The 11981-nt window shown below is 68.7% G+C and carries 12 protein-coding genes; 1 reads left to right on the top strand and 11 read right to left on the bottom strand.

The genetic code is table 11. The annotated features are described in order from the left end of the window. On the top strand, positions 1–1602 hold a 1602-nt coding region (ligD, locus tag STARVERO_RS12320), incomplete at its 5' end, for a DNA ligase D (RefSeq protein WP_159599054.1). Positions 1603–1632: 30 nt separating this feature from the next. On the opposite strand, the gene ku is transcribed toward ligD, so the two are convergent. The 11 genes from ku to STARVERO_RS12265 form a co-directional block, all read right to left on the bottom strand. Next, the gene (ku, locus tag STARVERO_RS12315) at positions 1633–2445 is read right to left on the bottom strand and encodes a non-homologous end joining protein Ku (RefSeq protein WP_159599052.1); all 813 of its coding nucleotides are present in this window, start codon (positions 2443–2445) and stop codon (positions 1633–1635) included. 85 nt (positions 2446–2530) lie between these two features. Continuing rightward, positions 2531–3205 (bottom strand): HAD family hydrolase, encoded by a 675-nt coding sequence (locus tag STARVERO_RS12310; protein ID WP_144342839.1) that lies wholly within the window; start codon positions 3203–3205, stop codon positions 2531–2533. A 69-nt stretch (positions 3206–3274) separates the two neighbouring features. Continuing rightward, a complete protein-coding gene (locus STARVERO_RS12305; protein WP_144342602.1) occupies positions 3275–4225 on the bottom strand; it encodes a LysR family transcriptional regulator in 951 nt (316 codons plus the stop codon). A 109-nt stretch (positions 4226–4334) separates the two neighbouring features. Further along, a complete protein-coding gene (locus STARVERO_RS12300) occupies positions 4335–5009 on the bottom strand; it encodes a DUF1028 domain-containing protein (protein WP_159599050.1) in 675 nt (224 codons plus the stop codon). Between the two features lie 19 nt (positions 5010–5028). Next, positions 5029–5442, bottom strand: coding sequence for a RidA family protein (locus STARVERO_RS12295; RefSeq protein WP_144342604.1), 414 nt, complete (start codon positions 5440–5442; stop codon positions 5029–5031). Between the two features lie 79 nt (positions 5443–5521). Beyond that, entirely contained in the window at positions 5522–7042 is a 1521-nt protein-coding gene (locus STARVERO_RS12290; RefSeq protein WP_159599048.1) for a 4-hydroxyphenylacetate 3-hydroxylase family protein, read from the bottom strand. A 199-nt stretch (positions 7043–7241) separates the two neighbouring features. Next, entirely contained in the window at positions 7242–8390 is a 1149-nt protein-coding gene (gene argE / locus STARVERO_RS12285; protein ID WP_144342606.1) for an acetylornithine deacetylase, read from the bottom strand. Further along, the gene (locus STARVERO_RS12280; RefSeq protein ID WP_144342607.1) at positions 8387–9085 is read right to left on the bottom strand and encodes an ABC transporter ATP-binding protein; all 699 of its coding nucleotides are present in this window, start codon (positions 9083–9085) and stop codon (positions 8387–8389) included. Before STARVERO_RS12280 ends, argE begins: the two co-directional genes overlap by 4 nt. Then, complete coding sequence (locus STARVERO_RS12275; protein WP_159599046.1) at positions 9072–9884, bottom strand: ABC transporter ATP-binding protein; 813 nt, start codon at positions 9882–9884, stop codon at positions 9072–9074. The genes STARVERO_RS12280 and STARVERO_RS12275 overlap by 14 nt, the downstream gene beginning before the upstream one ends. A gap of 2 nt (positions 9885–9886) precedes the next feature. Beyond that, a complete protein-coding gene (locus STARVERO_RS12270) occupies positions 9887–11062 on the bottom strand; it encodes a branched-chain amino acid ABC transporter permease (protein WP_159599044.1) in 1176 nt (391 codons plus the stop codon). After that, positions 11062–11979 carry a branched-chain amino acid ABC transporter permease gene (locus STARVERO_RS12265; RefSeq protein WP_144342610.1) on the bottom strand — a complete coding sequence of 306 codons (918 nt, stop codon included), beginning with the start codon at positions 11977–11979 and terminating at the stop codon, positions 11062–11064. The genes STARVERO_RS12270 and STARVERO_RS12265 overlap by 1 nt, the downstream gene beginning before the upstream one ends. Between the last annotated feature and the right edge of the window lie 2 nt (positions 11980–11981).

Genomic DNA, 11981 nt, shown 5'->3' with positions numbered 1-11981 from the left:
TCCGGCGCCTCGAACTTCTCCCTTCTGCAGCAGGACCTTTCCGAAGGCCGGCGCGACCGCTTCGTCTTCTACGTCTTCGACCTCCTCTTTCTCGACGGCCGCGACCTGCGCGACCGCCCGCTGCGGGTCCGCAAGGAGGCTCTGGCGAAGGTGATGGGAGGCGCGCCGCCGCCGCTGAGGCTGAGCGAGCCCTTCGAGGTCGACGGCCCCACCATGCTGCGCCACGCCTGCCGCCTCAGCCTCGAGGGGTTGGTGTCCAAGCGCATGGCCTCGCCCTACCGTTCCGGCCGGGGCAAGGACTGGCTGAAGTCCAAATGCGCCTTCCGGCAGGAATTCGTCATCGGCGGCTTCGTGCCCTCGACCGCGCAGAAGGGCGCCGTCGGCTCGCTGGTGCTGGGCGTGTACGAGGAGGGCCGGCTGCGCCATGTGGGCCGCGTGGGCACCGGCTTCTCCCAGCGCGTGGCGCGCGAGCTGCGCGAGCGCCTGTCCACCCTGGAGCGCGACCGCAGCCCCTTTGCCGGGTCGCTCTCGGCGGAGGAGCGGCGCGGCGTCGCCTATGTCACGCCCGAGCTGGTCGCGGAGATCGAGTTCCGCGGCTGGACCGGCGAGCAGCATCTGCGCCACGCGGCCTTCCGGGGCTTGCGCGAGGACAAGCCGGCGCGTGAGATCGTGCGCGAGGATGGGCCTGCGGCGCAGGGTGCGTCTGCCAGGGAGGGGAAGATGCCGCGCAGCGGGGTGAAGCTCACCCATCCGGATCGCATCTACTGGCCGGAAGACGGCGTCACCAAGCAGGGCCTCGCGGATTACTACGCGCAGGTCTGGTCTTTCATCGCCCCCTTCATCGTCGCGCGCCCGCTGGCCCTGTTGCGCTGTCCGGACGGCATTGCCCAGGCCTGCTTCTTCCAGAAGCACTCCTGGCGCGGCATCAATCGCGCGATCAAGGTGAAGAAGGACACGGACGGCGAGGAACTGCTCGTCATCGACGATTTCGACGGCCTGACGGCGCTGGTGCAGGCCGGCGCGCTGGAAATCCATCCCTGGGGCGCGCCGCTGGCGGATATCGAGCGGCCGGACACGATGATCTTCGATCTCGATCCCGGCGAGGATGTCGCGTGGCCCGACGTCGTTGCCGGTGCGCGCGAGGTGCGCGCCCGGCTGGAGGCGGCGGACCTGCCGGCCTTCGTCAAGACCTCCGGCGGCAAGGGCCTTCACGTCGTCGTGCCGCTGGAGCCGAAGGCCGGGTGGAACGCGGTGAAGGACTTCGCCAAAGGCATCGCCGAGGCGATGGCGGCGGACGATCCGCAGCGCTACATCGCCGTGGCCACCAAGGCCCGGCGCAAGGGCCGCATCTTCGTGGATTATCTGCGCAATGCGCGCGGCGCGACGGCGATTGCCCCCTATGGCGTGCGGGCCCGGCCGGGGGCGGCGGTCGCCATGCCGGTGGCCTGGGAGGAGCTCGATCAGCTGACGGGCGCGGCGCAGTTCACCCTCGACACCGCGCCGTCGCGCCTCGCCAACCTGTCGTCCGATCCGTGGAGCGGCTTCCGCAAGGCCGCCGCGCCGCTGCCCTCCGCTGCCGGCGGCAAGCGGCGCACGCCCTGACGCCGTCGGCGCGCGGGCGGGGCATGCGGGTCACTTGCCGGGGCGTTTGCGCGCTTCTTCCGCCGCGAGGCTCTTCTTCAGCGCCGCCGTGATGTCCACGACGTTGGTGGGCGTCTCGCCGCCGCCGCGCCCGCGCCGTGCCTTGGTGGGACGCCGGCGCTTCTTCTTTTCCTCGATCAGCGCCCGCAGGTTCTCCTGCAGGGGATCGTGCACAAGCGTCCTGTCCCAGTCGCGCGTGCGCCGGTCGATCAGCCGGGAGACGAGGCCGACGAGATCCGGGTCGGCCTTGCCGTCGATGTCCTCGAAATAGCCCTCCGGCGCGCGCAGCTCGTCCGCATAGTGCAGGGTCCACAGCACGATGCCCCGCTCGCGCGGCTCCAGCATCACCGGGCGCTCGCGCCGGTACATCACCAGCCGGGAAAGGCCGACCGTGCCGGTCACGGCCATCGCCTCGCGGATGACGGCGAAGGCTTCCTCGCCGACCGGATCGTCCGGCATGAGGAAGTGCGGCTTGTCGTACCAGAGCCATTCGATGCTGTCGGCGCGCACGAAGGTATCGATGTCGATGGTGCGCGTGCTTTCCAGCGCAACGGCATCGAGTTCGTCGTCCTCGATGACGACGTAGTTTCCCGGTTCGCGCTCGTAGCCGCGCGCCTGGTCGTCGTCATCGACCCGCCTGCCGCTTTCGGCGTCGATATAGATGCCCTCGACCCGGTTTCCGGTCGCCCTGTTCAGCGTGTGGAACCGGATCTTCTCCGCCTCGCCGGTCGCCGGCGTCATGGCCACCGGGCAGGTGACGAGCGAGAGCTTGAGATAGCCCTTCCAGAAGCCGCGTGATGCCATGGGCGCTGCCCTTCCGCGACACGTTCATGCGTGTCGCGGGAACAAGCGGCGAGGCCGGCGGAGGTTCCCGAATTCGGGAACCGCGTCAGAGCCGGCCACCCACCTCGTCGAGATGGCCCAGCAGGTCGGCGGGGTCCTCGAAGACGCGATAGGCGCCGGCGCCCCGCAGCTCGGCGTCGCCGTAGCCCCCCGACAGCAGGCCGATCCCGAGCGCGCCGCACCGCACCGCCGCCAGCATGTCCCATATGCTGTCGCCGACGACCGCCGTCGTGCGTATGTCGACGCCCAGCCGCTCGGCCGCCGCGAGGAACAGGTCGGGGTCCGGCTTGGCGTAGCGGACCTGGTCGCGGGTGACGATGGGCACGGCGCTCGGGTCGATGCCGAGCGCGGCGATGTTGGGCGCCGCGGTCTCCATCCGGCCGCTGGTCGCGATCGCCCAGTCGATGCCGTTGGCCGTCAGCGTCGACAGCAGCGCGCGGGCGCCCGGCAGCGGGCGGACCGTGCCCGACAGCCGGTTGTAGGCTTCCGCATGCCGGCGGCGAAGGCGGTCGATCCGCTCGTCGCTGATCTCCACCTGCGTCTCGCGCAGCAGCTGGTTGGTGAAGAGGCCGCCGCTCATGCCGATCTTGCGGTGGATGCGCCAGAAGGACAGCTCGATGCCCTCCTGGTCCAGAGCTTCCTTCCACGCGGCGACGTGCTGGTAGACGCTGTCGACCAGCGTTCCGTCGAGATCGAAAAGAAAGCTCGTCTTCACATGCATCTCGGCACCTCGCGATTGAGACATTCCGGCCTTCGCCGGGCCGGGCCCGACGAGGGGAGGTAGGGCGGCCTACGGCTTTTTCATCCGGCGCTCGACCGCGGGCGCCACCATGCCGGGAATATAGGCGTCGGAGATGAAGGAACGGCAATGCGTCTCGAACGCCTGCAGCAGGCGGGATTTCTTGAACTGCGAGACCGTGGCGGTGCCGATCACCATCGGCCGGTGGTCGCCGGCGAGGCGCACCTTCACCACCCGCCGGCCGTCGAGCGCGAGGTCCGAGCGGGGCCGCACATTGGCAAGCGTGTAGCCGTAGCCGTTGGCCACCATGGTCCGCACCACCTCCTGATGGGCGGAGCGCGAATGGATCTTCGGCTGCAGGCCTTCCTTCAGGAACAGCGCGAGGAAATATTCCGAGCTGAGCGGCAGGTCGAGGAGGATGAGCGGCTGCTCGGCCAGTTCCTGCAGGCTGACGGCGGAAAGCCGCGCGAAGGGGTGCGCCTCGCTCACCACCACATGCGCCGGCAGGCTGGCCAGCGGCGTGAAGGCGATGCCGTCGGGAATCTGCAGGTCGTAGGTGACGGCGATGTCGATCTCGGCCCGCCGCAGTCCTTCCAGCAGCCATTCCTGGTTCGCTTCCACATGGCGGATCTGCGTGCCGGGAAAGGCCGACATGAAGCCGTGGGACAGCTCCGGGATGATCATCGGCGCCAGCGTCACCATGCAGCCGACCGAGAGCTGCCCGCGCACCTGATCGGTGGCCTCCGAGGCGACGGCGTAGAGGCCCTCCGCCTGCTCGATCAGATGCTTGGCCTCGGCCAGCAGCTTGCGCCCCACCGGCGTCAGCGACAGGCCCTGGGCGTGATGGCGGACGAAGAGCTGGACCCCGAGCTCCTGCTCCAGATGGCTGATCGCCGTGGAGATGGACGGCTGGGAAATGCTGATGCGCTCGGAAGCGAGCGTGATCGAGCCGGTCTCGCCGGCGGCGATGAAATATTCGAGCTGCCTCAGCGTGTAGCGCATGGAGGGTTCCATACCCTGTTCCGAGGCGCCGCGCGAGTTGTCCCCGCGCGGGGAGCTTGCGCGAAGCCGGGCCCGCCGAAGGGAGCCCGGCTTCGGCCGTTGAAGGGAACTACTCGTCGCCGGGAACGCCGTAGCTCGGTGCCGCCACCGGCTCCAGCGCCCGCTGCACATAAGCCTCCATCTGCGGCTTGTAGAGTTCCCACAGCGCCGCGAGGCGGCCGATCGGGTCGGTCTCGTCCCAGTCCACGCGCAGGTCGGCGATGGGCCAGGCCTCCTCTCCCGCCATCAGCAGGCCGGCGGAGTGCACGGGCCCGGCTTCGCCCCCAGAGGCAAGGCCGGCCTGAAGGGCGGCGATCAGCCGGTCGCCCAGCTCGCCTTCCGCCGCCTCGAACGCGGCCACCATGGCGGCCGGGACCGTGGGGGCGGCGAGCAGGTTGCCGGCGGCCACGCAGTCGCGTCCCTCCGCCACGCCCCAGGTGCCGAGCGTGCCGGAGCCGGAGAAGGTGGAGGTCCGGCCCGCGGCATCGACGGCGGTGAGCTGGCGGTGGTCGATATGGGCACGCGAGCTGGTCAGCGCCTCGAGTGCGGCCGGCGCGGAAGCGCCGAGCGCCATCAGGTCGAGCGCCGCGGGCCCCAGCCGCGGGTCGGTGATGTTCTGGGAACACACGGCGCCGACGCCCGCGCGCACATGGGCGCAGCGGGCGGCCACCGCCGGCGATGAGGAGGAGATGACGATGCCGAAGCGGCCCGTCTTCGCGCAGCGCGCGGCGATGGAGAAGGTCATGGCTTCGATCCAGACGCCATCAATCCGGGATCACGGCCGTGGCGTCGATCTCGACCAGCCAGCTGGGGCGGGCGAGGGCGACCACGACGAGGCCGGTGCACACCGGGTGCACGCCTTTGATGTACTCGCCCATGGTGCGGTAGACCGCCTCGCGATGGCGCACATCGGTGAGATACACCACCAGCTTGCACACATGCTCCATCGTGCCGCCGGACTCCTGGACGAGCTGGCGGATGTTCTGCATCACCTTGTGGGTCTGGGCGACGGGGTCGCCGATGCCCACGTCTTCCGCCGTGTCGAGATCCTGCGGGCACTGGCCGCGCAGGAAGATGGTGGCGCCGCGCGCGACGACCGCCTGGGCGAGATCGTTGTCGAGGCGCTGCTCGGGATAGGTCTTGGCGGTGTTGAACGGGCGGATGCGGCGGTGGATCATTTCATTACCTCGAAGTGACGTCAGGTCGTGGAAGGCAGTGTCGGGGCGGCCCGTCTTCAGTTCCGCGCTCGGGGGCGGCTCACTCGGCGGCCGCGCGGTTCATGGACGGGTCGAACCATCGGGAGATGGCGCTGTCGCCGGCCGTTCGCGTCGCGGTTCCCAGCACCCGGTCGGAAAGGCCGGCGGACTTCTTCACCAGTTCCAGCGGGCCGTCCCAATCGAAGTTGCGGTAGACCGCGGCCAGATGGGCGAAGGGCGGGGACTGGGCGAAGAGCTGGAAGGTCAGGCGGTGGCCCGCATGGTCCGAGTTCAGGATGTCGCGGGCGAAGGCCAGCAGCTTGCGCCGGTCGTCCGCCACCCAGTCCTCGTTGACGGTATAGAACTTGTCGAGCCAGGGCTTGGTGTCCGGGTGGGCGAAGGCCGCCGCGTCCGGCGTCACGCAGATCTGGCCGCCGCACAGCTCGCGCGCGATGTGCATCATCTCGTGGAGCTGCGAGCAGGCCAGCACCCGCCCGGCATAGAGCAGCGACTGGTTCGGCATCAGCAGCCCGCCGGGCGAGCGCTCGGCGAGGGTGACGGCGGCGGTCAGGTGGGCGTTGATGCCCTCCCGGTAGACCGCGAGCTGGGAGAGCTTCTCCTGCACCGCCTGCTGCCGGTCGAGCCCGGTCTGGCGCACGTTGAACAGGGCCGCGCCGATGAGCATGTCGGCGAACATCAGGTTGCGCTGCACGAAGGCGAAGGCCGAATAGCGGTGCAGCGTCGCGCGGATGAACATCGCCGCCCGGGTGTGCCGGTAGAACAGCACGTTCTCCCAGGGGATCAGCACGTCGTCGAAGATGACGAGGGCGTCCACCTCGTCGAAACGGTTGGAGACCGGATAGTCATCGACGGGCTTCTGCCCGGCGAAGCCGGTGCGGCAGATGAACTTGATGCCCGGCGAGCCGAGATCGCAGATGAAGCCCACCGCATAGTCCGAATAGGCGCTGTCGCCCCAGTTCGCGATGGTGGGCTTGGTGAAGGCCTGGTTGGCGTAGGCGGCGGCGGTTTCGAACTTCGCCCCGCGCACGATGATCCCGGCATCCGTCTCCTTCACCACATGCAGCAGCATGTCCGGGTCCTGCTCCTGCGGGGGCTTGGAGCGGTCGCCTTTCGGGTCGGTGTTGGCCGAGACGTGGAACGGGTCGGTGTGCAGCACCTTGTCGATGTGGTTGCGGATGTTCTCGGAGAAGCGCGGGTCGACCTCGTTGAGCACGTCCTGCCCGTCGAACAGCGACCACATCTCCCCGACGGCCTCGTCCCCGACACGGGTGACGACACCGCCGACATCCTGCAGCACGCAGTCGGTGGCGCGGCGCTTGTCCCACCAGTCCTGCTGGGTGATGGGCAGCTTGTTGCCGATGCCGTTGACCTCGCCGTCCTGCGTGAAGGTCATCACGTCGCGGGTCTTGGCGTCCCACTGCATGTCGTAGATGCGCGCGCGGATATCGACCAGCGGCTTGAACATGGGGTGGGACGGCACGTCCTTCACCCGTTCGCCGTTGATGTAGACCTCGCGGCCGTCGCGGATCGACTCGAGATACTGCGCGCCCGTGCGGATCATGAGGTGACCTTTATGGAGTGGCAGGGATCCCGGGGCGGTCCGGCCGGCGACTGTGCGTCCATGAGCCCGATCTTGGCGCGGTGCCGGTACCAAGGGAAATATTCGTTTCCGGCCCCTTGCTTCGGAAAGGCCGAAGCATCCGGCCTTCGGTGCGACACTCTTCCTAGGCAGGCGGTGCCGTGGAAGAAGGCCGGCAGGCCTAGGCGGCCAGCCGGTCGAGCAGGCGGTCCATCATGCGGTCGCACGAGGCGAGCTGGTCGAGGCTGATGAACTCGTCCGGCTTGTGTCCCTGATCCATGGAGCCCGGCCCGCAAATGACGGTCGGGATGGAAAGGCGGCTATCGAACAGCCCGCCTTCCGTGCCGAAGGCCACCTTGAAGGTCGCGGGATCCTCGACCAGAAGCCGCACGAAATCGACGATCGGCGCGTCGGCCGGCGTGGCGAGGCCGGGATAGGTGTTCACCACGTCGACCACGATGTCGGCTTGCGGAAACGCGCCCTTGCGCTGCTCGACCAGCTTCGCGGCGCCGTCCATCAGCCGGTTCAGGATCTGCGAGGCGTCGTCCTGCGCGATGTTGCGGATCTCGAAATCGACCGTGCAGCGGTTCGGTACGATGTTGAGCGCCGTGCCACCGCCGATCACCCCGGCATGTACCGTCGTGTAGGGAATGTCGTAGTCGGGATCGCGCGCGCCCTCAGTGGCGAGACGGTCCTGCTGCTCGCGCAGCACGCCGACGAAGTCGCAGGCCAGATGGATCGCGTTGAGCGCCTTGGGGGCGAGCGCGGAATGGCCTTCCACGCCGCAGCAGGTGGCGCGCGCCGCCAGCTTGCCCTTGTGGCCCGTCGCGATGCGCAGCGCGGTCGGCTCGCCGACGATGCACATGTGCGGGCGCACCGGCGCCTGTTCCATGCGCTCGATGAGCGAGCGCACGCCGACGCAGCCGACTTCCTCGTCATGGCTGAGGGCGAGGTGAAGCGGCGTTGAAAGCTCGCGCCCCGCCGCCCGCTCGGCGAGAGCGAGCGCCGCGGCGACGAAGCCCTTCATGTCGGCGGTGCCGCGCCCATAGGCGCGCCCGTCCTCGACCCTCAGGCGGAACGGATCGCTGCTCCAGGACTGCCCTTCCACCGGTACCACGTCCGTATGGCCGGAGAGCATGATTCCGGGCCTGTCGGCCGGGCCGATCGTGGCGAAGAGGTTGGCCTTGCGCCCGTCCGGCGTCGCGACGATCTGCGCCTCGATGCCGCGCGCGGCGAGGAAATCATGCACGAAGGCGATCAGCTCGCGGTTGGGATCGCGGCTGACGGTCGGAAAGGCGATGAGCCGGTCGAGAAGCTCGAGCGTGTTCATAGGTACAGATGACGCACCGCGTCGTTCTCCAGCAGCTCGGAAGCCTTGCCGGAGGCGACCACGCGCCCCTTTACCAGCATGATGCCGCGATGGGCGATCGACAGGGCGGTCTCGGCGTTCTGCTCGATGAGCAGCACCGTCGTGCCGCGCCGGTTGATCTCCGCGACCGTGTCGAAATACTCGTCGATCAGCTTCGGCGAAAGCCCGAGCGAGGGTTCGTCCATGATGACGAGCTTCGGCGCACCGATGAGCGCGCGCGCCAGCGCCACCATCGCCTGCTCGCCGCCGGAGAGCGTGCCGGCCCGCTGGCTGATGCGCTCGCGCACCCGCGGGAATAGCTCCAGCATGGCCTCCAGCCGGTCGGCGAAGCGCCCCTCAGCCCGCTGCGCCTCGAAGCCGAGGCGGATATTGTCGCGCACGCTGATGTCGGCGAACAGGCGGCGGCCTTCCGGCACGAAGCCGATGCCGAGCGCGCTCAGCGCTTCGGTCCGCGTCGCCGCGAGCTCCTGACCCATGATGCGGATACGGCCGCCGGCCAGCGGCAGCAGGCCGGAGATGGCGCGGAAGGTCGTGGTCTTGCCGGCGCCGTTGGGGCCGAGAACGCAGACCACCTCGCCGGCCTCGACCTTGAAGGAGACGTCGCGCAGCATGGCGACGACGCCGTAATTGGTGTCGACCTTGTCAAGCTCCAGCATGCTGCGCCGCCTTGCGTCCGAGATAGGCTTCCTGAACCCGCGGTATCCGGCGGATCTCCTCATAGGGCCCGTCGGCCAGCTTCTGCCCGTAGTCCAGCACCATCACCCGGTGCGGCAGGCTCGCCACGAGCCGCATGTCGTGCTCGATGATCATGAGCGCGAGATCGGGCCGCTGGGCGCACACGGCGCGGATGTCGTCCATCAGCGCGTCGGTGTCGGCGTCGTCCATGCCGGAGGAGGGCTCGTCCAGCAGCAGCACCTTGGGATCGGTGGCGAGCGCCCGCGCGATCTCCAGGCGCCGCCGGTCCGCCTGCGCCAGCTCGCCGGCCGGGCGGTGGCGCTGCTCGTGCAGGCCGCGCGAGACGCTCTTCAGCAGCGTCTCGGCATGGGCGGCGGCGGCGTCCAGCTCCGCCTTGGCGCGCCCGCGCCGGAAGATGGCGTCGAACACGCCCGCCTTCGTGTGGGTGTGGCGGCCGATGATCACGTTGTCGAGCACGCTGAGGTCGCCGAACAGCCGGCTCGACTGGAAGGTGCGGGCGATGCCGCGCGCGACGATCTTGTGCGCGGGCACGCCGTTCAGGCGCTCGCCCTCCAGCCGCACCTCGCCCGAGGACGGGATGTAGATGCCGGTGATGATGTTCAGCAGCGTCGACTTGCCGGCGCCGTTCGGCCCGATGATGCCGAGGATTTCGCCGCGCTTCAGCGTGAAGGCGACTTCCGCCATGGCGACGAGGCCGCCGAAGCGCATCGTGAGGTTTTCGCCCTCGAGGACGATGGGGGAGGAGGCAGTAAGGCCCATGGTCAGTGTCCGTAGCGACGCAGGCGCTGAGGGAAGAGGCCCTGGGGACGGATCATCAGGAAGACGATGACGGTCACGCCGAAGAACAGGATCCGGTAGTCGGAGAAGGCGCGCAGCTTCTCGGGCAGCAGCGTCAGCAGGAAGGCGCCGACAATGACGCCGAGAATGTTGTCCATGCCGCCGGCGATCACCATGGTCATGATCGTGACCGAGACCAGGAAGGTGAAGTTGTCCGGCGAGATGAAGCCCACATAGAAGGCGTAGATCGTGCCCGCGAAGCCGGCGAGGAAGGCGTCCACCGCGAAGGCCAGCACCTTGTACCAGGTGACGTTGATGCCCTGGCAGCGCGCCGCCAGCTCGTCGGTGCGCAGCGCGTTCCAGGCGAGGCCGACGCGGGAATCGTGCAGGCGCCGGGCGAAGACGATGGAGATCAGCACCAGCAGCGCCGAGAGATAGTAGAAGTTCGCCTGCGACGGCAGTTCCTGGCCGAAGATCACCAGCGGGGAGGCGAAGGAGTGGCCGAACAGCTCGGGGGCGGGGATGCCGACGAGGCCGTTCGGGCCGCCGGTGAATTCCAGATTGTTCAGGAGCTGGTGGATCACCACGCCGAAGGCGATGGTGACGAGGGCCAGGTAGCTGTCCCGCGTGCGCATCGAGGGGATGCCGAGCAGGAAGCCGAAGATAGTCGCCACCACCGCGGCCACCGGCAGCGCCAGCCAGAAGCTGACGCCGAAGTTCAGCGCCAGCAGCGCCGACGCATAGGCGCCGATGCCGTAGGAGGCGCCGGTGGCGAAGTTCGGGATGTTGGCGCTGCCGAGCTGGAAGTTCAGGGCCAGCGCGAGCACCGCGTAGAGCATCGAGATGACGCACAGGTGCAGTGCATAGGTGTTCCCTTCGAGCGCGAAGGGGAACGCCAGCACGATGGCGATGCCGAGCAGCAGCGCGAGGCGCGAATGCCGCGCGAAGGCGGCCTCCACGCGCGCTTCAAGCGAAGGCACCCGTTCCATGAGCACGAGCGCCGCGCCGAACAGCAGCAGCAGGCCGATGACGAGGCGCCAGTCGTCGATCAGCAGGAACTGGCGCAGGAACAGGGCGCCGGCCAGCTGGACGGCGATCACCGTGAGGGCGCTGACGACCGGGTTGGACGTGTCGCGCGGCAGGGCCAGGCTCTCCGCCATCAGACTTTCTCCACAAGGCTGCGTCCCATCAGCCCGGACGGGCGGAACACCAGAACGCCGATGACGAGCAGGAAGACGAACACCAGGCGGTAGGAGGCGCCGTTCGGCACGGTGGCCTGGACCAGCGTGTCCAGCCCCGCGATCAGCAGGCTGCCGATGATGGCGCCCGGCATCGAGCCCAGCCCGCCGACCACCGCGGCCGAGAAGCCGATGAGGCCGACATCGATGCTGAAGTCGAAGCGGGCCATGCCGGCATAGCTGGAGAAGAACAGGCCGCCGATGGCGCCGATGGCCGAGGCGACGAAGAAGGTGGCGCGGAAGATGCGGCCGGGATTGATGGCCATCAGCCGGGCGGCGTCGCGATCCTGCGAGACCGCCTTGATGTGCAGGCCGAGGCGCGTGTTGTTGAGCATGAAGAACAGCGCGCAGACGGCGAGCACGGAAACGACGATCACCATCACGCTGAACAGGGGAATCGTGAAGCCGGCGATGGTCACGTCACCCTCGACGAGGCGAGGGAAGGCGTGCGGGTTGCTGCCGTTCGGGAAAAGGTGGCGGATCAGCTCGCGCAGCACGATGCCCAGCGCCACCGTCGCCACCAGCGCCATCATCGCGGGCGCCTGCCGGAATCTCTGTATCACCACGAGGTCCAGCAGCACGCCGATCACCCCGGTGATGGCGATGGCGACCAGAAGCGCGAGGAGGAAGGTGCCCAGCGAGCCGGCATCCCCCAGCGCGGAACCGATGGCGGAGATGACGGAGAGCGCGAGGAACGGCGCCAGCAGCGAGACGTCGCCATGCGAGAAATGGATGATGTTCAGCACGCCGAACAACAGGCTGAACCCGACGGCGATGAGCGCATAGATGCTCCCCAAGGTGATCCAGTTCAATAATTGCTGGAGGAAGAGCTCGCTCATGG

This window comes from Starkeya nomas (assembly GCF_902703545.1).
Taxonomy (GTDB): Bacteria; Pseudomonadota; Alphaproteobacteria; order Rhizobiales; family Xanthobacteraceae; genus Ancylobacter; species Ancylobacter moscoviensis.
The sequence above is the reverse complement of the archived record's forward strand: the minus strand, read 5'-3'. Positions and strand labels throughout refer to the sequence as shown.

Excerpts from the sequence above, each read along its gene's own strand:
- ku (WP_159599052.1), bottom strand. The coding sequence starts at position 2,445 with ATGGCATCACGCGGCTTCTGGAAGGGCTATCTCAAGCTCTCGCTCGTC.
- STARVERO_RS12310 (WP_144342839.1), bottom strand. The coding sequence starts at position 3,205 with ATGCATGTGAAGACGAGCTTTCTTTTCGATCTCGACGGAACGCTGGTC.
- STARVERO_RS12305 (WP_144342602.1), bottom strand. The coding sequence starts at position 4,225 with ATGCGCTACACGCTGAGGCAGCTCGAATATTTCATCGCCGCCGGCGAG.
- STARVERO_RS12300 (WP_159599050.1), bottom strand. The coding sequence starts at position 5,009 with ATGACCTTCTCCATCGCCGCGCGCTGCGCGAAGACGGGCCGCTTCGGC.
- STARVERO_RS12295 (WP_144342604.1), bottom strand. The coding sequence starts at position 5,442 with ATGATCCACCGCCGCATCCGCCCGTTCAACACCGCCAAGACCTATCCC.
- STARVERO_RS12290 (WP_159599048.1), bottom strand. The coding sequence starts at position 7,042 with ATGATCCGCACGGGCGCGCAGTATCTCGAGTCGATCCGCGACGGCCGC.
- argE (WP_144342606.1), bottom strand. The coding sequence starts at position 8,390 with ATGAACACGCTCGAGCTTCTCGACCGGCTCATCGCCTTTCCGACCGTC.
- STARVERO_RS12280 (WP_144342607.1), bottom strand. The coding sequence starts at position 9,085 with ATGCTGGAGCTTGACAAGGTCGACACCAATTACGGCGTCGTCGCCATG.
- STARVERO_RS12275 (WP_159599046.1), bottom strand. The coding sequence starts at position 9,884 with ATGGGCCTTACTGCCTCCTCCCCCATCGTCCTCGAGGGCGAAAACCTC.
- STARVERO_RS12270 (WP_159599044.1), bottom strand. The coding sequence starts at position 11,062 with ATGGCGGAGAGCCTGGCCCTGCCGCGCGACACGTCCAACCCGGTCGTC.
- STARVERO_RS12265 (WP_144342610.1), bottom strand. The coding sequence starts at position 11,979 with ATGAGCGAGCTCTTCCTCCAGCAATTATTGAACTGGATCACCTTGGGG.